This window comes from Geodermatophilus sp. SYSU D00710, from assembly GCF_054050195.1.
In genome coordinates, this window is record NZ_JBJGYX010000061.1 from 1 (window position 1) to 24,249 (window position 24,249).

Genomic DNA, 24,249 nt, shown 5'->3' on the forward strand with positions numbered 1-24,249 from the left:
GCCGGCCCCGCGGGGCCGGCGCTCGACGTGCTGGTGCTGCTACCGGCGGGCCTTGATCAGCTCGGTTGCCTTGGGGGCGACCTGGAACAGGTCACCGACGACACCGAAGTCGGCCAGCTCGAAGATCGGGGCCTCGGGGTCCTTGTTGACGGCCACGATCGTCTTGCTGGTCTGCATGCCGGCGCGGTGCTGGATGGCACCGGAGATGCCGACGGCGATGTAGAGCTGCGGCGAGACGGTCTTGCCGGTCTGCCCGACCTGGAAGCTGTGCGGGTAGAAGCCGGAGTCGACCGCGGCCCGCGAGGCACCGACGGCGCCGCCGAGGGAGTCGGCCAGGGCCTCGATCAGCGCGAAGTTGTCCGCGCTGCCGACCCCGCGGCCACCGGAGACCACGATCGCGGCCTCGGTCAGCTCGGGCCGGTTGCTCTTCTGCTCGACGACCCGGTCGACCACCCGGGTCTGCTTGGCCTGCTCGGAGATCGAGACCTCGACCGGGACCGTCTCGCCGGCGGCGGGGGACGGCTCGGGGGCGACCGAGTTGCCGCGCAGGGTGTAGATCGGCGTGCCGACCGTCACCTTCGAGTGCACGATCTGCCCGCCGGCGAAGATCACCTGGGTGGCGGTGCCGTCGGGTGCGATCTCGGTGACGTCGGTGAGGAAGCCGCTGCCGGTCTTGAGCGCCAGCCGTCCGGCGACCTCCCGGCCCTCCGGGGAGGAGGGGATGACGACGGCGGCCGGCGACACCTGCTGCACCAGCTGCGCGAGCACCTCGGCCTTGGGCGCGACGAGGTACTCGTCGATCTCGGGGGACTCGGCGGCGTAGACCTTCGCCGCGCCGTACTCGGCGAGCTGATCGCGGGCGCCGGCGGCGACCCCGGGGCCCCCGGCGACGACCGCCGAGACCTCACCGAGCGCGCGGGCGGCGGTGAGCGCCTCCAGGGTCGTCTTGCGGACGGTGCCGTCGGCCGGGTTCAGCTCGACGAGGACCAGGACCTCTGCCATGGGTGTTCAGTCTCCTCTTCGCTGCGATCCGGGCCGGGTCAGACGAGCTTCTGCTCGGCCAGGAAGCCCACGAGCTTCTCCGCGCCGTCGCCCTCGTCGGTGACCTTGACGCCCTCGCCCTTGGGCGGGCGGCCGGAGAAGTCGACGACGGCGCTGGTGGCGGTGGCCAGGCCCACGGTGGAGGGGTCGATGCCCAGGTCGGCCAGCGACTTGGTCTCGACCGGCTTCTTCTTCGCGGCCATGATCCCCTTGAACGAGGGGTAGCGCGGCTCGTTGATGGTGTCCCAGGTGGACACGATGGCCGGCAGCGGAGCCTCCAGCGCCCAGAAGCCGCCGTCGGTCTGCCGCTCCACCTTGACCGTGGAGCCCTCGACGGTGAGCTTCTGCGCGCCCGACAGCTGCGGGATGCCCAGCCGCTCCGACAGCAGCGCGGGCATGACCGCGACCTGGCCGTCGGTGGACGTGGCGCCGGTCAGGACCAGGTCGTAGTCCAGCTGCTGCAGCGCCGCGGCGAGGATGCCGGAGGTCTGGATGGCGCACGAGCCGTGGATGGCGTCGTCGACGACGTGCACGGCCTTGTCCGCGCCCATCGACAGCGCCTTGCGGATCGCGTCGGTGGCCGAGGCCGGGCCGACGGTCAGGATGGTGACCTCGCCGCCCTGGGCCTCCTTGACCTGGAGGGCCTCCTCGATGGCGTACTCGTCGATCTCGTTGATGACGTTGTCCGCGGTGGCGCGGGCGACGGTGTTGTCCGACGGGTCCAGCGAGCGCTGGGTGCCGGAGTCGGGTACCTGCTTGACCAGAACGACGATGTTCATCGCCAGACCTACCTCCGCGATCGGTCTTGGGGGGACGCGGGCACGTGGGCCCGCCTGGCTCCGATAGTGGAGGCTACTGCCGGGTAACGGGGCGGCGTGCCGGGGTGCCGGTGACCCCGGTCACCCGGTCCACCGGCCGGTCGCGGAGAACTCCTCGAGCACCTCGGTGTGGGGGGCGAGGTCGAGTCCCTGGGCGGCCACCCAGGCGTCGGAGTGGTAGGTGTGCGCGTACCGCTCGCCGCCGTCGCAGAGCAGCGTGACGACGCTGCCGGTGCGCCCGGCGGCCACCATCTCGGCCACCAGCCGGAACGCCCCCCACAGGTTGGTGCCGGTGGAGCCGCCGGCCCGCCGTCCGGTCGCCCGCTCCAGGTGGCGGACCGCGGCCAGCGACGCGGCGTCGGGGACGCGGATCATCCGGTCGACCACCGTGGGGAGGAACGAGGGCTCCACCCGCGGCCGGCCGATGCCCTCGATCCGCGAGGGCGAGCCGGTGGTCCACGCGGGCTCGTCGTCCACCCAACCGGGGAAGAAGGCGGAGTTCTCCGGGTCGACGACGGCCAGCCGGGTGCGGTGCCGGCGGTAGCGCAGGTAGCGGCCGAAGGTGGCGCTGGTGCCGCCGGTCCCGGCGCCGACGACGACCCACTCGGGGACGGGGTGGCGCTCGAGGGCCAGCTGCTCGAACACCGACTCGGCGATGGTGTTGTTGCCCCGCCAGTCGGTGGCCCGCTCGGCGTGGGTGAACTGGTCGAGGTAGTGGCCGCCGCACTCGGCGGCCAGCCGGCGGGCCTCGTCGTACATCTCCGGCGCCCGCTCGACGAAGTGGCACCGGCCGCCGTGGAACTCGATGAGCGCCACCTTCTCCGGGCTGGTCGAGGCCGGCATGACCGCCACGAACGGCAGGCCCAGCATCCGCGCGAAGTACGCCTCGCTCACTGCCGTCGACCCGCTCGAGGCCTCGACGACGGTGCTGCCCTCGGTGATCCAGCCCGAGCACAGCGCGTGCAGGAACAGCGAGCGGGCCAGCCGGTGCTTGAGGCTGCCGGTCGGGTGCGTGGACTCGTCCTTGAGGTAGAGCTCGACGCCCCACGCCGGCGGCAGCGGGTAGACCAGCAGGTGGGTGTCGGCGCTGCGCAGCGCGTCGGCCTCGACGACGGCCACGGCGCGGTCCACCCAGGCCCGCCCGGCGGGGTCGGAACGGTCGACGTCGAGGAGGTCGGGGCTGGTCACCGGCCCATCCTCGTGCACCCCGGCGGTCAGTCCGGCGACCGCACCGTGACCAGCACCGGGTGCTCCGCCGGCGTCACGGTCACCGGCGTCCCCGGGAGCAGGTCCCGGCTGGTCGCGCTCGGGACGTCGGCCTGCACCTCGAGACCGTCGGGCAGCGCCACCGCCAGCCGGGAGGTGACCCCGGTGAAGGTCCGGGTGACGACCCGGCCCGCGCCCCGCCGGTCGGCGCTCACCTCCAGCGCCTCCGGCCGCACCAGCGCGGTCGCCGGACCCGGCGGTGGCGGCGCGCCCAGGACCTCCCGGCGGACGCCGAGGAACTCGACGTCGCCGTCGCCGAGCACGGCCGGGATGCGGTTCACCGTGCCGGCCGACTCGGCCACGAACACCGTCGCCGGCCGCTGGTAGAGCTCGTCGGGGGTGCCCACCTGCTCCACGCGGCCGTCGCGCAGCACGGCGACGCGGTCGGCGACGGCCAGCGCCTCGGCCGCGTCGGAGGTGGCGAGCAGGGTCGTCACGCCCGCGCGGAGCTGCAGCCGGCGGAGCTCCTCCCGCAGCGCCCGCTGGGTGACGCCGCCGCAGCGGGCGAACGGCTCGTCGAGCAGCAGCACCTGCGGGTCGCCGGTGAGGGCCCGCACGAGGGCCAGGCGCAGCCGGTCGGGCGGGGACAGCCGGCGCACCCGCTCACCGGCGCGCCCCGCGAGCCCGACGAGGTCGAGCAGCCCGGCGGCCCGCCCCGCCGGCTCCGCGTCGGCGCCCCGGCGCGGCACGGCGGAGGCGGCGACGGTGCGGAACCGCGCGGGGCCGGGGTCGGCCGTGACCCGAGCGACCGCGCGCTCGGCCGTGGGCGTCCCGGTCACGTCCCGGCCGGCGAGGACCACCTGCCCCGCGTCCGGCCGCGCGACCCCGGCGACGACGTCGAGCACCGCCCGCCCGTGCGTGCCGGCGGGGTCGAGCAGGGCGACCAGCTCACCGGCGGCGACGTCGAGGTCGACCCCGTCGAGGGCCGGGGCGCTCGTCACGCCGGCCAGGCCCAGGGCGGCGCCGCGGGTCCGGTCCGGACTGCCCGTCACGGTCAGCGCCCGCTGAACGTCGCCTTCCCGGGGCCCTGCTCGAGGAAGGAGCGCATGCCGGCCTTCTGGTCCTCGGTGTCGAACAGCTCGGCGAACAGCCGGCTCTCCAGCTCGAGCCCGCCCTGCAGCGGCAGGTCGAGCCCCTCGTCGACCGCGCGCTTGGCCGCGGCCAGCGCCAGCGGCGGGCCCGCGGCGAACTTGCGCGCCATCGCCACCGCCGTCTCGTACACCTCGGCGTCGGGGACGACCGCGTCGGCCAGGCCCAGCTCCAGGGCCTCCTCCGCGCCCACGTGCCGGCCGGTGAACACCAGGTCCTTGGCCTTCGCCGGGCCGACCAGGCGGGCGAGCCGCTGGGTGCCGCCGGCCCCGGGGATGACGCCGAGCAGGATCTCCGGCTGCCCGACCTTCGCGCCCGCGCCCATGACCCGGAAGTCCGCGCACAGCGCGAGCTCGTAGCCACCGCCCAGGGCGTAGCCGGTGATCGCGGCGATGACCGGCTTGGGGATGCGGGCGACCGTGGTGAAGCTGTTGGTCAGCTCGCGGCCCCAGGCCACCATCGACCGGCCGTCGAGCTGCGACATGGCCTTGATGTCGGCGCCGGCGGCGAACACCCGCTCGCCGCCGTAGAGGACGACGGCGCGCACGTCGGCCCGCTCGCCGGCCTCGAGGGCCGCGGTCCGCACCTCGGTGTAGAGCTGCTCGTCGATCGCGTTCATCTTCGGGCGGTCGAGGCGGATCGTGCCGACGCCGTCGTCCACCGACAGGGTCACGGACCGGGGTGCTGCTGCCATGCCGGGCACCCTAGCCAGCGGCCGGGCCGCGGCGGGCGGTGAACCGGCCGTCGGAGCGCTCGAGCCGCAACGGCAGCCCGAAGGTCTGCGACAGCGCCGCGCCGGTGATCACCTGCGCCAGCGGGCCGGAGGCGACCAGCGCGCCCTCGCGCAGCAGCAGCGCGTGGGTGTAGCCCGGCGGGATCTCCTCGACGTGGTGGGTGACCAGCACCTGCGCCGGGGCGTAGAGGTAGCGGGCCAGGTCGGACAGCCGGCTGACGAGGTCCTCCCGGCCGCCGAGGTCGAGGCCGGCACCGGGCTCGTCGAGCAGCAGCAGCTCCGGGTCGGGCATGAGCGCGCGGGCGATCTGCGTCCGCTTGCGCTCCCCCTCGCTGAGCGTGCCGAACGGGCGGTGGGCGATCGCCTGCACCCCCCACTGCTGCATGAGCAGCGCCGCCCGGCTGAGGTCGTGGATGTCGTAGCGCTCCCGGCCCCGCCCGACGACGGCGTACCCGGCCGACAGGACGACGTCGCCGGTGCGCTCCCCCGGCTCGATCCGCTGGGCGAGCGCGGCGCTGGTCAGCCCGATCCGCGGGCGCAGCTCGAAGACGTCGACCGCGCCCATCGTCTCCCCGAGCAGCCGCACCTCGCCGCGGGTTGGGTGCATGTGCGCGCCGGCGAGCTGCAGCAGCGTGGTCTTGCCCGCGCCGTTGGGCCCGAGGACCACCCAGCGCTGGTCGGGCAGGACGGTCCAGTCGATCCCGCGCAGCAGGTACGAGCCCCCGCGGACGACGTCCACCCCCCGCATCTCGACGACGGACTCGGCTCCGGCGGGCCCGGGGGACGCGGCGCTGCTCGACACGACCCCATCCAACCAACTCCCCTGATCCCTCCGCCCGACAGGCGGACCGTGCAGTATCGCCGGGTGAGGAATCCCGAGGACGCCGCCGTGTGGCCGGGCTCCCCCGCGCCCCTCGGCGCGCACTGGGACGGCACCGGCACCAACTTCGCGGTGTGGTCGGCCGGCGCCACCGCCGTCGACCTGTGCCTGTTCGACCCCGACGGCACCGAGCACCGCCACCGGCTGCAGGAGACCACCCACCAGGTGTGGCACGGCCGGCTGCCCGGCGTCGCCCCCGGCCAGCGCTACGGCTACCGGGTGCACGGCCCCTACCACCCCGGCGCCGGCGCGCGGTGGAACCCCGCCAAGCTGCTGCTGGACCCCTACACCCGCGCCGTCGACGGCGAGCTGACCCTCGACCCGGCGCTGTACGGCCACCGCGCCGACGGCGTCGACGCCGGCACCCCGGACAGCCGCGACTCCGCGCCGTTCGTGCCGCGCGGCGTCGTCGTCCACGACTCCTTCCCGTGGGACGGCGACCGGCGGCCGAACACCCCGTGGTCGGACACCGTCATCTACGAGGTGCACGTCAAGGGCGCGACCATGCGCCACCCCGAGGTCCCGCCGGCGCTGCGCGGCACCTACGCGGGCCTGGCCCACCCGGCGTTCGTCGCGCACCTGCAGTCGCTCGGCGTCACCGCCGTGGAACTGCTGCCGGTGCACCACTTCGTCAGCGAGCCGCACCTGCTGCGCCGCGGGCTGACCAACTACTGGGGCTACAACTCCCTCGCCTACTTCGCCCCGCACGCCGCCTACAGCTCGGCGGGCTCGGGCGGAGCGCAGGTCACCGAGTTCAAGGCGATGGTGAAGGCGCTGCACCAGGCCGGGATCGAGGTCGTCCTCGACGTCGTCTACAACCACACCGCCGAGGGCGACGCCACCGGCCCGACGCTGTCGCTGCGGGGCATCGACAACCCCGGCTACTACCGGCTCGACGGCGCCAACCCGGCCCGCTACACCGACTACACCGGCTGCGGGAACACCCTCGACGTCCGCCGGCCGCAGGTGCTGGCGATGCTCATGGACTCGCTGCGGTACTGGGTCACCGAGATGCACGTCGACGGCTTCCGCTTCGACCTCGCCGCGGCGCTCGCCCGCTCGATGCACGACGTCGACCGGCTCTCGGCGTTCTTCGACGTCGTCCACCAGGACCCGGTGGTCAGCCAGGTCAAGCTGATCGCCGAGCCGTGGGACATCGGCGAGGGCGGCTACCAGGTGGGCAACTTCCCGCCGCTGTGGACCGAGTGGAACGGGCGGTACCGCGACACCGTGCGCGACGTCTGGTCCGGCGCGCACGTCGGCGTCCGCGACCTGGCCTACCGGCTGACCGGCTCCTCGGACCTGTACCGCTCCGACGGCCGGCGCCCGTTCGCCAGCATCAACTTCGTCACCGCCCACGACGGGTTCACCCTCGCCGACCTGGTCACCTACGAGCGCAAGCGCAACGAGGCCAACGGCGAGGACAACCGGGACGGCGAGAGCCACAACCGCAACTGGAACTGCGGCGTCGAGGGGCCCACCGAGGACCCCGCGGTGCAGACGCTGCGGGCCCGCCAGGTGCGCAACCACCTGGCCACGCTGCTGCTGTCCACCGGCGTCCCGATGCTGACCGCGGGCGACGAGCTCGGCCGCAGCCAGGGTGGCAACAACAACGCCTACTGCCAGGACAACGAGGTCTCCTGGATCGACTGGGACGGCGTCGACGGGGACCTGCTGGACTTCGTCCGCCGGCTGGTGCGGGTGCGCCGCGACTCACCGGTGCTGCGCCAGGAGGCCTTCTTCGAGGGGCACGAGATCCCGGCCACCGGCGGCACGCGGGACGTGGCCTGGTTCGCGCCCGCCGGCGGGCAGCTGACCACGGCGGACTGGTTCGACGCCGGCCTGCAGACGGTCGGCATGTACCTCGACGGCCGCGCGATCCGGCACCGCGACGAGCGCGGGCGGCCGGTGGTCGACGACTCCTACCTCGTGCAGCTGCACGCCGGGCCCGACCCGGTGACCGTGCACCTGCCCGGGGCGCCGTGGGCCGACGGCTACGAGCTCGTCGTGAGCACCGAGTACGCCACCGGGACGCCGCCGCGGCCGGCCGTCGTCGCGCCCGGGCCCATCGAGGTGCCGCCGCGCTGCGTCTGGCTGCTGCGGGTCCTGCGCCGCCCCTGAGGGTGTCCCGCCGGGATCAGGTGACCTGATCGTCGGGTGTCCTCCCTCACGTCCCACCGTGAGGGAGGACGCCCTGCGGTGAGGGAGGACGTGGCCCTCCTGCAGGGCCCGCCGCGAGGGTGCGAGCAGTAGGGGGCAGGAGGGCCCTTCGTCAGTCCTGGGGCTGCTCGTAGGTGATGACCGTCCAGCCGAGCAGCAGCCGGTCACCGTCGGCGAGCGGGTGGGCGACGCCGGGCTCGAGCTGGGTCCACTCGGTGGCCTCCGGCCCGGCGACGTGCGTGCCGTTGAGCGAGCCGAGGTCGGTGAGCGTGACCTCGCGGCCGCTGCGCTGGATGGCGGCGTGCGCCGACGAGAGCACGTTCTGCGTGTCGGCGATCGGCACCGGGCGGGCGTTGCCCGAGGTCACCAGCTCGTGGCTGTCGGGCCGGCGGCCCAGGACCAGGTCCTCGTCGACGGTGACCACCAGGCCGTCGTCGAATCGCAGCACCGGGGCCGAGGCGGTGTCGGGCTTCCAGAACGCCGTCTCCTCGCCCTCGTCGACGCGGCTCGAGCCGGCGCCCGAGGAACCCGCCGAGCCGTAGGAGGGAGCACTCGCGGCGGCGCCGTAGGAGGGCCCGCCGGCGAAACCGGCGTCGGAGCCGGCCGTGAACGGCGACGCGGCGGCGGAGGGCTGGGCGGCGGCGCCGGCGTGCGCGACCGCGGCCAGGTGCAGCAGCGCGCCCGAGCCGGGGACGGTGCCCTGGTGCAGGTCGTAGGCGACGCCGGGCGGCATCGAGGGCGCGGCCTGGCCGGGGCCGACGTAGAGGGTCCCCCCGAGCGGGAACCCGGTGGCGAGGGTGCACCCGTCGGCGGGCTGGCCCGAGACCGGGACGCTGTCGACGGCGGGCTGGCCCTTGCCCGACCACAGGGCCACACCGGTGCCCGAGCCCCCGTCGGAGTCGACCAGGACCAGGGCGAAGGACGCCGAGCTCCCGCCGAGCGCGGGCACCTGCGCGGCGACGGCGGCCAGCACGCGGTCGGCGCCTGGGCCGGAGACGCCCAGGCAGGCGTGCAGTGCGGCGACGAGGGCCGGCGAGCCCGGAGCGTCGACCCAGAGCAGTCCCCCGCCGCGTCGGGCGACGACGGCGTCTCCGGGCAGGACTTCACAGCGGTCGGGCATGCGCGCCAGCCTAGTGACCTCGGCGGGAAGTGGGTCGCCCGGCAGCACCGCCACGCCGGTCGCCGCGCCCGGTGGGGACGCTGCGACCGGCGTGACTGGTGAGCCTGCCGCTACGCCGAGCGCACCAGGCCGAGCTCCGCGGGGTCGGCCAGGTGCGCGGAGTGCGGCAGCACCCGGACCGTGTAGCCGAAGGCGCCGGTGCGCTCCAGCGGCAGCGTGGCGGTGAACCAGTGCCGGGAGCCGTCGGTGTGCTCGTGCCGCATGGGCACCGTGGTCACCTCGTGCAAGCCGTCGGCGTCGTCGACCCGCCCGTAGGCGGCCTGCACCTCGACGTCGGCCGGGGTCAGGTGCGGGAGCTCCACCTCGGCCCGCAGCGCCAGCGTGGAGCCGATCTCCGGGGTGTCGCCGGCACCGGTGGCCTCCACGTGCGCCACCCGCACGCCGTTCCAGCTCTCGAGCACCCGGGCCCGCCACTGCGCCTCGCTGCGCGCCGGGGCGTACCCGGCGTCGGCCATCGAGCGTGCGGAGCCGGCGGCCGGCACGTACAGGTGCTCGACGTAGTCGCGGACCATGCGGGTGGCCAGCACCTTCGGGCCGGTCTGGCGCAGGGTGTGGCGCACCATCTCCACCCAGCGGGTCGGGATGCCGTCGCGGTCGGTCTCGTAGAAGCGCGGCAGCACCTGGGTGGACAGCAGGTCGTAGATGGCCCGCGCCTCGACCTCGTCGCGGCGGTCGTGGTCGGTGACGCCGTCGGCAGTGGGGATCGCCCAGCCGTTCTGGCCGTCGAACCACTCGTCCCACCACCCGTCGCGGATGGAGAGGTTGAGCCCGCCGTTGAGCGCGGCCTTCATGCCCGAGGTGCCGCAGGCCTCCAGCGGGCGCAGCGGGTTGTTCAGCCAGACGTCGCAGCCCCAGTAGAGGTAGCGGGCCATCCCGATGTCGTAGCCCGGCAGGAACGCGATGCGGTGCCGGATCTCGGGGTCGTCGGCGAACTTGACCATCTGCTGGATGAGCTGCTTGCCGCCGTCGTCGGCCGGGTGGCTCTTGCCGGCGATGACCAGCTGGATCGGCCGGCCCTCGTCGAGCAGCAGCGCCTTGAGCCGCGCGGGGTCGCGCAGCATGAGGGTCAGCCGCTTGTACGAGGGCACGCGGCGGGCGAAGCCGATGGTGAGGACGTCGGGGTCGAAGGCGCTGTCGGTCCAGCCGACCTCGGCCTCGGCTGCTCCGCGGGAGAGCGCGGTGTCGCGCAGCCGGCGGCGGACCTCGTCGACCAGCCGGGCCCGCAGCATCCGGCGGGTGGCCCACAGCTCCGACGCCGGGATGCGGTCGACGCCGTCGAAGGACGCCTGGTCCCGGCTCTCGGCGGGATCGCCGGCGCTGGAGGTCTGGGTCCCCAGCTCCACCAGCTCGCGGGCGGTCCAGGTCGGGGCGTGCACGCCGTTGGTGATCGAGCCGATCGGGACGTCGGCCTCGTCGAAGCCGGGCCACAGGTCGCGGAACATCCCGCGGCTGACGTGCCCGTGCAGCTGGCTGACGCCGTTGGCCCGCTGCCCCAGCCGCAGCCCCATGTGCGCCATGTTGAACTTCGCCGGGTCGTCCTCGGAGCCCAGCGGGATGAGCTGGTCGAGCGGGACGCCGAAGCCGGCGAAGTAGCGCTCGATCAGCGCCCGCGGGAAGCGGTCGATCCCGGCCGGGACCGGCGTGTGCGTGGTGAACACCGTGCCGGCGCGGACCGCCTGCAGCGCCTCGGCGAACGACAGCCCGTGCGACTCGGTCAGCTCGCGGATCCGCTCCACGCCCTGGAAGCCGGCGTGGCCCTCGTTGGCGTGGAACACCTCCGGCTGCGGGGTGCCGGTGAGCTGGCAGTAGGCGCGCAGTGCCCGCACCCCGCCGATGCCCAGCAGCATCTCCTGCCGCAGCCGGTGGTCCTCGTCGCCGCCGTAGAGCCGGTCGGTGACGCTGCGCTCGGCCGGGGCGTTCTCCTCGATGTCGCTGTCGAGCAGCAGCAGCGACACCCGGCCGACCTGCGCCCGCCACACGTGCGCGTGCAGCGTGCGCCCCTCGGGCAGCGGCACGGAGATGACGACGGCGGACCCGTCGGGCTGGCGCAGCAGCTTGACCGGCAGGCCGTGCGGGTCCAGCGACGGGTAGTGCTCGAGCTGCCAGCCGTCGGCGGACAGGCCCTGCTCGAAGTAGCCGGCGCGGTAGAGCAGCCCCACGCCGATCAGCGGCACGCCCAGGTCGGAGGCGGCCTTGAGGTGGTCGCCGGCGAGGATGCCCAGGCCGCCGGAGTACTGCGGGAGCACCTCGGTGATGCCGAACTCGGCGGAGAAGTAGGCGATGCTCCGCGGCGCGTCGGGCCCCAGCGACTGGTACCAGTGCTCGGCCGACAGGTAGTCCTCGAGGTCGTCGACGACGTCCTGCAGCCGGCGCAGGAAGCGGCGGTCGGTGGACAGCGCCGCCAGCCGCTGGGCGGAGACCTCGCCGAGGACCTTGACCGGGTCGTTGTTGCAGCGCCGCCACAGGTCGGGGTCCAGCGCCTCGAACAGGTCACGGGTCTCCGGGTGCCAGGACCAGCGCAGGTTCATGACCAGCTGGGAGAGGGGCAGGAGGGCCTCGGGTAGGGCCGCCCGGACGGTGAACCGACGCAGTGCTCGCACGCGGGGAGCCTAGCCAGACGCCACCACCGGGACAGGTCGGCGACGCGGTTGTCACCCCCGTCCCACCCTCCCGGTTCCGGCCCTCCGCGGTCCGCCCGGACCCCTGCCGAGGCCGAGGTGTGGGCGGACCCCGCGCTGGATAGCGTGGCCGGGATGACTCGCCGACCAGACCTCCGCCTCGGCATCACCGATGTCGCTCCCGTCGTGTCCTGCGGGTCCTTCTCGGCCCGCGCCGTGGTCGGTGAGCACCTGCCGATCACGGCCACCGTGTTCCGCGAGGGCCACGACGCCGTCGCCGCCGACGTCGTCTGGACCGCCCCCGACGGGACGCGCGGCGCGTTCACGCGCATGCGCCGCTACGGCGCCGAGCCCGACCGCTGGATCGCCACCGTCGTCCCCGACCGCGAGGGGCGCTGGACCTTCCGCGTGGAGGCCTGGAGCGACCCGCTGGCGACCTGGCACCACGCCGTCGAGGTCAAGATCGACGCCGGCCAGGGTCCCGGGGAGCTGGCCAACGACCTGGAGGAGGGCGCCCGGCTGCTCGAGCGGGTGGCCGCCGACGCCGACGACGAGTGGCGCGGCCGGCTCGGCGAGGCCGCGGCGAGCCTGCGCGACACCTCGCTGACCCTGCACGACCGGGTCGCCCCGGCGCTGGCGTCCGGGCTGCAGCAGTACCTCGACGCCCACCCGGTCCGCGAGCTGGTCACCCCCACCGCCGACCACGAGGTCTGGGTCGACCGGCCCCGCGCGCTGTTCGGCTCCTGGTACGAGTACTTCCCCCGCTCGGAGGGGCCGGTCGTCGATGGCAGGCCCACCCACGGGACCTTCCGGACCGCCGCGGAGCGGCTGCCGGCCATCGCCGAGATGGGCTTCGACGTGGTCTACCTGCCGCCGATCCACCCGATCGGCACGGTCAACCGCAAGGGTCCGAACACCTCGCAGTACCCCGGGGGCAACCCGCACGAGGTGGGGCCCGACGACGTCGGCTCGCCGTGGGCCATCGGCAGCGCGGAGGGCGGCCACGACGCCGTCCACCCGCAGCTGGGGACGATGGAGGACTTCCGCGCCTTCGTCACCCGCACCCGGGCGCTGGGCATGGAGGTGGCGCTGGACCTCGCGCTGCAGGCCGCGCCCGACCACCCGTGGGTCAAGGAGCACCCGGAGTGGTTCACCACCAAGCCCGACGGCACCATCGCCTACGCCGAGAACCCGCCGAAGAAGTACCAGGACATCTACCCGGTCAACTTCGACAACGACCCCGAGGGCATCTACGCCGAGGTGCTGCGGGTCGTGCGGGTGTGGATGGACGCCGGTGTGCGGGTGTTCCGGGTCGACAACCCGCACACCAAGCCGCTGGACTTCTGGCACTGGCTGATCTGGGAGGTCAAGCAGTCCGACCCCGACGTGCTCTTCCTGGCCGAGGCGTTCACCCGGCCGGCGATGATGCACCAGCTGGCCCGCATCGGGTTCACCCAGTCCTACACGTACTTCACCTGGCGGACCGGGCGCGAGGAGCTCGAGGAGTACGGCCGCGAGCTGGCCTCCAACGCGCACTACATGCGGCCGAACTTCTTCGTCAACACCCCCGACATCCTGCACGCGAGCCTGCAGTACGGCGGGCCGCCGATGTTCAAGATCCGGGCGGTGCTGGCATCGATGATGAGCCCCACCTGGGGCGTCTACTCCGGCTACGAGCTCTTCGAGCACGTGGCGGTGCGGCCGGGCAGCGAGGAGTACCTCGACAGCGAGAAGTACCGGCTGCGGCCGCGGGACTGGGCCGGCGCCGAGGGCGCCGGGCGCAGCCTCGCGCCCTACCTGCGCCGGCTCAACGAGATCCGCCGGCAGCACCCGGCGCTGCAGCAGCTGCGCACGCTGCGGTTCCACCCGGTCGACAACGGCAACCTGATCTGCTTCTCCAAGACCGACCCGGGCTCGCAGGACGCCGTCCTCGTCGTCTGCGCGCTCGACAGCCACAACCGGCAGATCGGGACGACGTCGCTGGACCTGCCCGCGCTGGGCCTGGACTGGCACGAGCGCTTCGCCGTCACCGACGAGCTCACCGGCGCCCGCTACGACTGGGGCCAGTTCAACTACGTCGAGCTGGACCCCTACTGGGAGCCCGCGCACGTCCTCTCGGTGCACCTCCCGCGGCCGGTGACCTGGCCGCCGGCGGTCCGCTGACCGCCCGACCTCCACCCGAACGCCCCACACGCGAGGACGACCCGCACCGATGACGCTCCCCGTGCCCGACCCGACCCAGACGGGTTCCGCACTGCCGCCCCGCGGCGCCGACCCCACCTGGTACAAGCGCGCCGTCTTCTACGAGGTCCTCGTCCGCGGCTTCGCCGACAGCAACGCCGACGGCATCGGCGACCTCCGCGGCATGATCGACAAGCTCGACTACCTGCAGTGGCTCGGGGTCGACTGCCTGTGGCTGCCGCCGTTCTTCGCCTCGCCGCTGCGCGACGGCGGCTACGACGTCAGCGACTACACCGCCGTGCTGCCGGAGTTCGGTGACATCGAGGACTTCAAGGAGTTCCTCGCCGAGTCCCACCGGCGCGGCATCCGCGTGATCATCGACTTCGTCATGAACCACACCTCGGACCAGCACCCGTGGTTCCAGGCCAGCCGCAGCGACCCGGAGGGCCCCTACGGCGACTTCTACGTGTGGGCCGACGACGACACCGGCTACCCCGACGCGCGGATCATCTTCGTCGACACCGAGAGCTCGAACTGGACCTTCGACCCGGTGCGCAAGCAGTACTTCTGGCACCGCTTCTTCTCCCACCAGCCCGACCTGAACTTCGAGAACCCGAAGGTGCAGGAGGCGATCATCGACGCCCTGCGGTTCTGGCTGGACCTGGGCATCGACGGCTTCCGGCTCGACGCGGTCCCCTACCTGTTCGAGGAGGAGGGGACCAACGGCGAGAACCTGCCCAGGACCCACGAGTTCCTCAAGTACGTGCGCAAGGTGGTCGACGCCGACTACCCCGACCGCGTGCTGCTGTGCGAGGCCAACCAGTGGCCGGCCGACGTCGTCGAGTACTTCGGCGAGGACGGCGACGAGTGCCAGATGGCGTTCCACTTCCCGGTCATGCCGCGGTTGTTCATGGCCGCCCGCCGGGAGCAGCGCTTCCCGATCTCGGAGATCATGGCGCAGACGCCGTCGATCCCGGACAACTGCCAGTGGGGCATCTTCCTGCGCAACCACGACGAGCTGACCCTGGAGATGGTCACCGACGAGGAGCGCGACTACATGTGGGCGGAGTACGCCAAGGACCCCCGCATGAAGGCGAACATCGGCATCCGCCGCCGGCTGGCACCGCTGCTCGACAACGACCTCAACACCCTCGAGCTGTTCAACGCGCTGCTGCTGAGCCTGCCCGGCTCGCCGGTCCTCTACTACGGCGACGAGATCGGCATGGGCGACAACATCTGGCTCGGTGACCGCGACGGCGTCCGCACGCCGATGCAGTGGACGCCGGACCGCAACGGCGGCTTCTCCACCGCCGACCCACAGCGGATGTACCTGCCGCTCAACGCCGACCCGGTCTACGGCTACCAGACCACCAACGTCGAGGCGCAGCTGCGCAACACCAACTCGATGCTGCAGTGGATCCGCCGCATGATCGCCGTCCGCAAGGAGCACCCCACCTTCGGGCTGGGGACCTACGAGGAGGTCGGGTCGCGCAACCCGACGGTGCTGTCGTTCGTCCGCGAGTTCGGCGATGACGTCGTGCTGTGTGTCAACAACCTGTCCCGCTTCCCGCAGCCGGTGGAGCTCGACCTGCGCCGCTTCGAGGGCTACACGCCCATCGAGCTCACCGGCCGGGTCGAGTTCCCGCAGATCGGCGTCCTGCCCTACATGCTCACCCTGGCCGGGCACGGCTTCTACTGGTTCGAACTGGCCCGGCCGGCCGAGGAGCCGGCGGCCGAGCCGGTCGAGGAGCCGGCCGCGACCGACACCGCCAGCAGCCCGCTGGCCGACTCGCTGCTGGCCTCCGGGCTGGTGAGCGAGGCGCCCGACGACGTCCCGCACGGCACCGGAGGCGCCCGATGAGCACGGCACTGGCCGGGGTCCTGCGGGACTGGATGCCGCACCAGCGGTGGTTCGGCGGCAAGGGCCGGGAGTGGGCCGACGTCACCGAGGAGGGCTTCTTCCTCTCCCGCGGCGAGCCGGTGGTCTCGGTGCACCGTGTGCGCGTCACCTACACCGACGGCGCCGTCGAGACCTACCTGGTGCCGCTGTCCTGGCGTGCGCACCCGGAGGAGGACCTCAGCTGGGCGTTCATCGGCGCGGTGCCGGGCAAGGACGCCGACGGGTCCGAGCGGGAGAACTACGCCTACGACGCGATGCGCGACCGCGACGCGACGATGCCGTGGCTGGCGAACCTGGCCGCCGGTGCCACCGTCGGGCCGCTGCACTTCCACCCGGCCGGCGACGCCGATGCCCCCGCGCCCATCCCCGAGGGCGTGCCCGGCGACGTCCTGTCCGGCGAGCAGAGCAACACCTCGCTGGTCTACGGCCAGGACGCCATCTTCAAGCTGTTCCGCCGGCTCGAGCCCGGGCTCAACCCCGACGTCGAGATCGGCGAGGCGCTGCGGCGGACCGAGAACCCGCACATCGCCCCGCTGCTCGGGTACGTCGAGATCGACGACCCGGACCCCTCGGCCGAGCCCGCGACGGTCGCGATGCTGCAGACCTTCGTCCGGGGCGCCAGCGACGGCTGGCGGCTGGCCACCGCCAGCGTCCGCGACCTCTACGCCGAGGGCGACCTGCACGCCGACGAGGTGGGCGGGGACTTCGCCGCGGACAGCGAGCGCCTGGGCGCGGCGACCGCCTCGGTGCACGCCGACCTCGCGCGGGTGCTGCCGAGCGAGCCCGCCGACCGCGCGTGGTTCGCCGCCAGCGCGGACGCGATGAACGCCCGGCTGGAGGCGGCCCTGGGCGTGGTCCCCCAGCTCGAGGAGCACCTGGCCGGACTGCGCGCGCTCTACGCCGCCGTGGCCGACAGCCCGGAGGAGGTGGTGCGCCAGCGGGTGCACGGCGACTTCCACCTCGGTCAGGTGCTGCGGACCGCGACCGGCTGGGTGGTGCTCGACTTCGAGGGCGAGCCGGCCCGGCCGCTGGCCGAACGCCGGCAGCTCGACAGCCCGCTGCGCGACGTCGCGGGGATGCTGCGCAGCTTCGACTACGCCGCACGGCACATGCTCGTGGAGCAGCCCGACGACTCCCAGCGCGCGTACCGCGCCCAGGAGTGGGCAGTGCGCAACCGCGGCGCCTTCTGCACGGGCTACTCGGCGGCCGGCGAGATGGACCCGTGCGGGGACTCCCCGCTGCTGCGGGCCTTCGAGGCGGACAAGGCCGTCTACGAGTGCGTCTACGAGGCGCGCAACCGGCCGAACTGGCTGATGATCCCGCTGCAGTCGTTGGCGCGGCTCACCGCCGGGGAGTCCTGAGCCCCACCCGCACGACGACACCGCACGGAGTCAGCACCCGCGGACCAGACGACGGCACGAGACGACGGCAGAGGACGGCAACGCGACCATGACGACGAGCGACTCGACACTCCCTCCCGGTACGCCCACCGCCAACGAGACCGCCGACGCGCCGGCCTCCAAGGAGGAACTGCAGCGGGTGGTCGACGAGCGCGCCGCCCAGGCCGAGGCGGCCGAGAGCGAGCCGGTGGTGAACGCGGCCCCCGCGAAGAAGCGGGCCCCGGCCAAGAAGGCGGCGGCGAAGAAGGCCCCCGCGAAGAAGGCCCCGGCCAAGAAGGCCCCCGCCGGGGAGACGGCCGCGGCGACCACGGCCGCGGTCACCGACGGCGACGGCGCCGCCGAGCCCGCCGCCGCGAAGAAGGCAGCCAAGCGGACGACGAGGAAGGCCACGGCGGCGACCACCGCCACGGGTGACGCGCCGGTGAAGGCCACCCGCACGCGCACCCCCGCGAAGCGCACGGCCGCCGACACCGCCGCCGAGCCCACCGCCGAGGTCGTCGCCGAGCAGGGCGGCACGACGCCCCCGGTGGTCGCGCCGGCGCCGATCGCCGAGCCCGGCTCCCCCTCGGGCGCGCCCGCAGACCGGCCCGGGTCCCAGCCCGAGGTCCGGCCCGAGCCACAGCCCGAGCCGGGGGACGGCGGCGGGCTGGCCTCCGGCGCCGGCGGCGAGGGCACGCCCGACGCGACCGACGCCGTCACCGAGGAGGACCTGCGCGCGATCGTGGACGGCTGGTCGCGGGATCCGCACCGCGTCCTCGGCGCACACCCGTCCGGCTCGGGCTGGGTGGTGCGCGCGCTGCGGCCCAACGCCTCCGCCGTGGCCGTCCTCGACCAGGACGACGCCCGCTACGAGGCCCGGCAGATCCACCCGGGCGGCGTCTTCGAGGCCACGCTGCCCGCCCAGCCCGGCGACTACCGGCTCGAGGTCACCTACGGCACCGACACCTTCCCCGTCGACGACCCCTACCGGTGGCTGCCCACGCTCGGCGAGCTCGACCAGTACCTGCTCGGCGAGGGCCGGCACGAGCGGCTGTACGACGTGCTGGGCGCGCACGTCCGCCGCTACGACACCCCGCGCGGCACCGTGGCGGGCGTCTCCTTCGCGGTGTGGGCGCCCAACGCCCAGGGCGTGAAGGTCACCGGCGACTTCGACTACTGGGAGGCGCGGCTCTACCCCATGCGCCAGCTCGGCTCGATCGGCGTCTGGGAGATCTTCGTGCCCGGCGTGCAGGTCGGCGCCCGCTACCGCTTCCACGTGCTCGGCGCCGACGGCGTGTGGCGGGAGAAGTCAGACCCGATGGCCTTCGCCACCGAGGTGCCCCCGCTCAACGCCTCGGTGGTCACCGAGTCCACCTACGAGTGGAACGACGACGCGTGGCTGGCCGAGCGCGAGCGCGGCGGCTGGCACGAGCGGCCGATGAGCATCTACGAGGTGCACCTCGGCTCGTGGCGGCAGGGGCTGTCCTACCGGCAGCTGGCCGACGAGCTCGTCGACTACGCCGTCGCCGCCGGCTTCACGCACCTGGAGTTCCTGCCGGTCGCCGAGCACCCCTTCGGCGGCTCCTGGGGATACCAGGTCACCAGCTACTACGCCCCCACCGCGCGCTTCGGGCACCCCGACGACCTGCGCTACCTCGTCGACCGGGCCCACCAGGCCGGCCTCGGGATCATCGTCGACTGGGTCCCGGCACACTTCCCCAAGGACGCGTGGGCGCTGGGCCGCTTCGACGGCACCGCCCTCTACGAGCACGACGACCCCCGCCGCGGTGAGCAGCCGGACTGGGGCACGTTCGTGTTCAACTTCGGCCGCACCGAGGTGCGCAACTTCCTCGTCGCCAACGCGCTGTTCTGGTGCCAGGAGTTCCACATCGACGGGCTGCGGGTCGACGCCGTCGCCTCGATGCTCTACCTCGACTACTCGCGCGAGGACGGCGAGTGGGTGCCCAACGCCTACGGCGGGCGGGAGAACCTGGAGGCGGTGTCGTTCCTCCAGGAGGTCAACGCGACCGTCTACCGCGAGGTGCCCGGCGTGGTCACCATCGCGGAGGAGTCGACGGCCTGGCCCGGGGTCACCCGGCCCACCCACCTGGGCGGCCTGGGCTTCGGCTTCAAGTGGAACATGGGCTGGATGCACGACTCGCTGGCCTACGTCTCCCGCCAGCCGGTGCACCGCAGCTACCACCACAACCAGCTGACGTTCTCGATGATGTACGCCTACTCCGAGAACTACGTGCTACCGATCAGCCACGACGAGGTCGTCTACGGCAAGGGCTCGCTGCTGCGGAAGATGCCCGGCGACCGCTGGCAGCAGCTGGCCGGTGTGCGCGGCTACCTGGCCTACATGTGGGCCCACCCCGGCAAGCAGCTGCTGTTCATGGGCTCGGAGTTCGCCCAGGACAGCGAGTGGGCCGAGAGCCGCTCGCTGGACTGGTGGCACCTCGACGACCCCGCGCACCGCGGTGTGCTGCAGCTGGTCACCGACCTCAACGCCCGCTACCGCGAGCTCGAGGCGCTGTGGTCGCTCGACGTCGACCCGGCCGGCTTCCAGTGGATCGACGCCAACGACGCCTCGGGCAACGTCGTCACGTTCCTGCGCTACGGCGGGCCGAAGGTGACCGACGTCCCCACGGCCACCCAGGCCGCGGAGTCCGGCGAGCGCGGCGGGCCGGTCGAGGGCGGGCAGACACGCGGCCAGGTGCTGGCCGCGGTCTGCAACTTCGCCGGCACGCCGCACCACGGCTACCGCGTCGGCCTGCCCCGCGGCGGGCGCTGGCGCGAGGTGCTCAACACCGACGCCGAGCTCTACGGCGGCTCCGGGGTCGGCAACTACGGCGGGGTCGACGCCGTCGCCGAGCCCTGGCACGGCCAGCCCTTCTCGGCCACCGTCTCCGCGCCGCCGCTGGGCACCCTCTGGCTGGTCCACGAGGGCTGATCCCCTGATCGGCGACGCCCGGGCCGCCCCCTCGGGGTGGCCCGGGCGTCGCCGCGCGCCGACCTGTTCCGCACTCCTGCCCGCCCGTGCATCATGGCCCGGCTCCGCGCCGCCCCCGGTGGCGCGGACCGCACCCCGCGCGCCCGGCTCCCCGGGTGACGGCACACCGGCAGAGAAGGAACACCAGCTCCATGAGGCATGTCCTGCGTCGCGTCATCGTGGCGGCAGTGGCGGGCAGCGTGCTGCTCACCGGCTGCACGAGCACCGTCTCCGGCATCGCGTCGCGCGGCGCGAGCGTGCCGGTCGACGTCTCCGACGCGGACTTCCCGGTCACCGGCTCCGCGGACACCGAGGCCGACCGGCTCGCCCGCAACGCCCTGGCCGACCTGGACACCTTCTGGTCGCAGGCCTACCCCGAGTACTTCGGTGAGGAGTACGAGCCGATCACCGGCGGCTACTTCTCCGTCGACTCCACGAACATCGACGAGTCGGCCTACCCCGACACCGGCATCGGCTGCGCCCGGGCGCCCGAGGACCCCGAGGGGGTGGCCAACAACGCCCACTACGACCCGAACTGCGACGTCGTGGCCTACGACCGGGCGCTCCTGCAGCAGCTCAGCGACCAGTTCGGGCCCTACCTCGGCCCCGCGGTCATGGCGCACGAGATCGGCCACGCGATGCAGGGCCGGTTCGGCTTCGCCGACTCGGCGATCGTCGTCGAGACGCAGGCCGACTGCCTCGCCGGCGCCTTCACCCGCTGGGTGATCGACGGCAACGCCGAGCACATCGCGCTGCGCGCCGCCGAGCTCGACCAGGTCGTCCTCGGGGTCATCGGCCTGCGCGACCCGGTCGGCTTCGACCCCGACGACCAGCGCGCGCACGGTTCCGGCTTCGACCGGATGTCGGCCTTCTACGCCGGTTACGACGGCGGCGTGGGCACCTGCCGCGACGACTTCACCGAGGAGCGGCTGTTCACCGCCACCGAGTTCACCACCGAGGCCGACCTCGAGAGCGGGGGCAACCTGCCCGCCGACCAGATCGGCGAGCTGGTCGCCACCACGCTGCCGGTCTTCTACCAGTCGGTGTTCCCGGGCCTGGGCGCCGAGTTCACCGAGCCCGCGATCGAGTCCTTCGAGGGGGACGCGCCCGACTGCGGTGACATGGGCGCGGAGAACCGCGACCTCGGGTACTGCGAGGCCGACGACACCGTCTACCTCGACGCGGAGCTGCTGGGCTCGACCTACGACGGCATCGGGGACTTCGCGGTCGCCGCGGCCATCTCCGTCGCCTACGCCCAGGCCGCGCGCGCCCAGCTGGACCTGCCGATCGACGACGCCGCGGCGATCTCCTCGGCGGTCTGCCTGACCGGCTGGTACACCGCCCGCTTCTGGACCGGTGACTTCGAGCAGATCGGCAGCCTCTCCCCCGGCGACGTCGACGAGGCGGCCATCTTCCTGCTCACCTACGGCCAGGAGGAGGGTGTCTTCCCGAACACCGACCTGTCCGGCTTCGAGATGGTCGACGCCTTCCGCGACGGCTTCCTCAACGGCGGCACCGGCTGCGACATCGGGCTGTAGCCCGTCCCGGTCACGACAGCGGCGCCCGTCTCCCCCGCGCGGGAGGCGGGCGCCGCCGCGTTCACGCAGGCCCCGGCCGGGTACGGGCCTCCCGATGGACCTCCCCTCGCGCTCCCGGGGCGCCCTCGCCGCGCTGCTGGCGCTCGGCGTCCTCGTCACCTCGGCGTGCTCCTACGTCGTGATCGGCACCCCGCGGTCGCAGGGCATGCCGACCGAGTCGGTCGACGCCGGCACGCTGCGCATCGTCGGCGCCACCGACGGACCGATCGACACCCTCGCCCGCAACGCGCTGGCCGACCTGGAGACCTTCTGGGCGGCGAGCTTCCCCGACGTCTTCGGGCAGCCGTTCCAGCCGCTGACCGGCGGTTTCTTCAGCGTCGACCCGAACGACGTCGACCCGTCGCTGTACCCCGACGGCATCGGCTGCGGCACCGATCCCCGCGAGCTGGAGAACAACGCCTTCTACTGCTCCTCGCAGGAGGCGCCCAACTCCGACTCGATCAGCTACGACCGCGCCTTCCTCGGAGAGCTCGCCGGCCAGTACGGCGAGGTGCTGCCGCAGCTGGTGATGGCGCACGAGTTCGGCCACGCGGTGCAGGCCCGGGTCGGCTACCCGCCGGCCTCGATCGCCACCGAGACCCAGGCCGACTGCCTGGCCGGCGCGTGGACGGCGTGGGTGGCCGACGGCAACGCCGAGTACTCCTCCATCGACACCGACGACCTCGACCAGCTGCTGCGCGGTTACTTCCTGCTGCGCGACCCGGTGGGCACCGGCTCGGGCGAGCAGCAGGCGCACGGCTCCTACTTCGACCGCGTCTCGGCGTTCCAGGAGGGCTTCGACGACGGCTCGACGGCCTGCCGCGACCGCTACGGCCCCGACCGGGTGTTCACCCAGGGCGAGTTCACCACCGACACGGACTTCGCCACCGGCGGCAACGCGCCCTTCGGCGACACCCTCGGCTTCACCGAGGCGTCGCTGGCCGAGTTCTGGGGCCGCGCGTTCAGCGAGGTCCTCGACGCCGAGTTCACCGAGCCGGCGCTGGAGGCCACCACCGCCCCGCCGGACTGCGCCCCCGAGGACGTCGCGCTGGTCTACTGCCCCGACGGCGGGGACGGGGCCGGCCTCGTCGCCTTCGACGGGGACTTCGCCGAGCAGGCCTACGAGCTCGGCGACTTCGCCGTGGTCACCGGGGTGGCCGTCCCGTACGCGCTGGCCGCCCGCGACCAGCTGGGCCTGTCCACCGACGACACCGAGGCGCTCCAGTCGGCCGTGTGCCTGACCGGCTGGTACTCGGCGCAGGTCTACAACAACCAGCTGGAGAGCGTGCGCATCTCCCCCGGTGACATCGACGAGAGCGTGCAGTTCCTGCTCGAGTACGGCAACGACCCGGACGTGCTCGCCGACGTCGAGCTGACCGGGTTCCAGCTGGTCGACCTGTTCCGCGCCGGCTTCCTCAACGGCGCGGAACCGTGCGGCGTCGGGGTCTAGCGCAGCCGGGCGAGGCTCAGTAGAGCGCCGCCATCAGCTGGCGGCGGGCGGCGACCACCCGCGGGTCCTCGGCGCCGACGACGTCGAAGAGCTCGACGAGGTGCTGGCGCGCGCGGTCCCGGTCGTCGCCGGCGGTCCGCCGGACGACGTCGACCAGGCGGGTGAAGGCGCCCTCGACGTCGCCCGTGCCGAGCTGGAAGTCCGCCGCCCGGGTCTGCGCCTCGACGTCGTCGGGGGCGGCGTCGGCGGCCGCGAGCGCCTCGGGACCGGCGGCGTCGGCCCGGCGGATCAGCCGCACCTGGCGCAGCGCGAGGCCCGCGACCGGGTGGTCGGGCTCGGTCTCGAGGATCGCGGCGTAGGCGGCCTCGGCGGCCTCGAGGTCGCCGCGCTCGAGGGCGGCCTCGGCGGCGTCGAGGCGGGGGTCGTCCATCGCCTCGTCCTCGCCGGGCCCGCCCTCCGGGACCGCGCCGCCGGTGGTGGCCCGGACCAGCTCGGTGACGAACTGGCGAGCCTGCTCCTCGGGTATGGCGCCGGTGAACTCGGCGACCAGCTGCCCCTGCCAGACCGCCTTGACCGCGGGGATGCCCTGCACCCGCAGGCCCTGGGCCAGCGCCGGATTGGCGTCGACGTCGACCTTGGCGAGCACCCACGAACCGCCGCCCTCGGCGGCCAGCCGCTCGAGCACCGGGGAGAGCTGCTTGCAGGGGCCGCACCACTCGGCCCACAGGTCGAGGACGACCGGCACCTGGAAGGAGCGGTCGAGCACCTCGGCCTGGAAGGTGGCCTCGGTGACGTCGACGACCGCCGAGCCGGGTGCGCCCGCCGGGGCCGTGGCACTGGGCTGCGGGGCCGCCTGGGCCCGCGCGGCGGCCTCGGAGCGGGCCTTGACGGCGGCGAGGTCGACCGCACCGGCCAGGGAGGCGGCGAGCTGCGCCTGCTGGGCCTGCGCGCGCGGGTCGGGGCGTCCGGGACGGGTGGGCTGCAT

Annotated in this window: 16 protein-coding genes; 7 read left to right on the plus strand and 9 right to left on the minus strand. The window is 73.7% G+C overall.

The window, feature by feature from the left end:
• Positions 1-39: 39 nt before the first annotated feature.
• From ACI78U_RS20765 to ACI78U_RS20790, 6 genes are all read right to left on the minus strand, one after another.
• Positions 40-1,002: an electron transfer flavoprotein subunit alpha/FixB family protein gene (locus ACI78U_RS20765; RefSeq protein WP_456877290.1), complete on the minus strand. Its 963-nt coding sequence runs from the start codon at positions 1,000-1,002 to the stop codon at positions 40-42.
• Between the two features lie 38 nt (positions 1,003-1,040).
• Complete coding sequence (locus tag ACI78U_RS20770; protein ID WP_456877291.1) at positions 1,041-1,820, minus strand: electron transfer flavoprotein subunit beta/FixA family protein; 780 nt, start codon at positions 1,818-1,820, stop codon at positions 1,041-1,043.
• Between the two features lie 120 nt (positions 1,821-1,940).
• A complete protein-coding gene (gene cds1 / locus ACI78U_RS20775; protein WP_456877292.1) occupies positions 1,941-3,047 on the minus strand; it encodes an L-cysteine desulfhydrase Cds1 in 1,107 nt (368 codons plus the stop codon).
• Between the two features lie 26 nt (positions 3,048-3,073).
• Positions 3,074-4,117 carry an ABC transporter ATP-binding protein gene (locus ACI78U_RS20780; protein WP_456877293.1) on the minus strand — a complete coding sequence of 348 codons (1,044 nt, stop codon included), beginning with the start codon at positions 4,115-4,117 and terminating at the stop codon, positions 3,074-3,076.
• 2 nt (positions 4,118-4,119) lie between these two features.
• Complete coding sequence (locus ACI78U_RS20785; protein ID WP_456877294.1) at positions 4,120-4,908, minus strand: enoyl-CoA hydratase/isomerase family protein; 789 nt, start codon at positions 4,906-4,908, stop codon at positions 4,120-4,122.
• Between the two features lie 10 nt (positions 4,909-4,918).
• On the minus strand, positions 4,919-5,749 hold the full coding sequence (locus ACI78U_RS20790) for an ABC transporter ATP-binding protein (protein ID WP_456877295.1): 831 nt from the start codon (positions 5,747-5,749) through the stop codon (positions 4,919-4,921).
• A gap of 63 nt (positions 5,750-5,812) precedes the next feature.
• On the opposite strand from ACI78U_RS20790, the gene glgX reads away from it, so the two are divergent.
• Entirely contained in the window at positions 5,813-7,948 is a 2,136-nt protein-coding gene (gene glgX, locus ACI78U_RS20795; RefSeq protein WP_456877296.1) for a glycogen debranching protein GlgX, read from the plus strand.
• A 151-nt stretch (positions 7,949-8,099) separates the two neighbouring features.
• On the opposite strand, the gene ACI78U_RS20800 is transcribed toward glgX, so the two are convergent.
• Together ACI78U_RS20800 and glgP are read right to left on the minus strand one after the other, a co-directional pair.
• Positions 8,100-9,107: an FHA domain-containing protein gene (locus ACI78U_RS20800; protein ID WP_456877297.1), complete on the minus strand. Its 1,008-nt coding sequence runs from the start codon at positions 9,105-9,107 to the stop codon at positions 8,100-8,102.
• Between the two features lie 110 nt (positions 9,108-9,217).
• Positions 9,218-11,767: an alpha-glucan family phosphorylase gene (gene glgP, locus ACI78U_RS20805; RefSeq protein ID WP_456877298.1), complete on the minus strand. Its 2,550-nt coding sequence runs from the start codon at positions 11,765-11,767 to the stop codon at positions 9,218-9,220.
• Between the two features lie 153 nt (positions 11,768-11,920).
• Between glgP and ACI78U_RS20810 the strand changes: the two genes are divergently transcribed.
• The 6 genes from ACI78U_RS20810 to ACI78U_RS20835 all read left to right on the plus strand — a co-directional run bounded on the left by ACI78U_RS20810 (position 11,921) and on the right by ACI78U_RS20835 (position 23,264).
• Positions 11,921-13,948: an alpha-1,4-glucan--maltose-1-phosphate maltosyltransferase gene (locus tag ACI78U_RS20810; RefSeq protein ID WP_456877299.1), complete on the plus strand. Its 2,028-nt coding sequence runs from the start codon at positions 11,921-11,923 to the stop codon at positions 13,946-13,948.
• A 49-nt stretch (positions 13,949-13,997) separates the two neighbouring features.
• On the plus strand, positions 13,998-15,827 hold the full coding sequence (gene treS / locus ACI78U_RS20815) for a maltose alpha-D-glucosyltransferase (RefSeq protein WP_456877300.1): 1,830 nt from the start codon (positions 13,998-14,000) through the stop codon (positions 15,825-15,827).
• Positions 15,824-17,227 (plus strand): maltokinase N-terminal cap-like domain-containing protein, encoded by a 1,404-nt coding sequence (locus ACI78U_RS20820; RefSeq protein ID WP_456877301.1) that lies wholly within the window; start codon positions 15,824-15,826, stop codon positions 17,225-17,227. Before treS ends, ACI78U_RS20820 begins: the two co-directional genes overlap by 4 nt.
• An 88-nt stretch (positions 17,228-17,315) precedes the next feature.
• Positions 17,316-20,198, plus strand: coding sequence for a 1,4-alpha-glucan branching protein GlgB (gene glgB, locus ACI78U_RS20825; RefSeq protein WP_456877302.1), 2,883 nt, complete (start codon positions 17,316-17,318; stop codon positions 20,196-20,198).
• 227 nt (positions 20,199-20,425) lie between these two features.
• On the plus strand, positions 20,426-21,775 hold the full coding sequence (locus tag ACI78U_RS20830; RefSeq protein ID WP_456877303.1) for a neutral zinc metallopeptidase: 1,350 nt from the start codon (positions 20,426-20,428) through the stop codon (positions 21,773-21,775).
• A 94-nt stretch (positions 21,776-21,869) separates the two neighbouring features.
• Positions 21,870-23,264, plus strand: coding sequence for a neutral zinc metallopeptidase (locus tag ACI78U_RS20835; protein WP_456877304.1), 1,395 nt, complete (start codon positions 21,870-21,872; stop codon positions 23,262-23,264).
• A 16-nt stretch (positions 23,265-23,280) separates the two neighbouring features.
• Here the strand turns inward: ACI78U_RS20835 and ACI78U_RS20840 are convergent, their stop codons facing one another.
• Positions 23,281-24,249: a tetratricopeptide repeat protein gene (locus tag ACI78U_RS20840; RefSeq protein WP_456877305.1), complete on the minus strand. Its 969-nt coding sequence runs from the start codon at positions 24,247-24,249 to the stop codon at positions 23,281-23,283.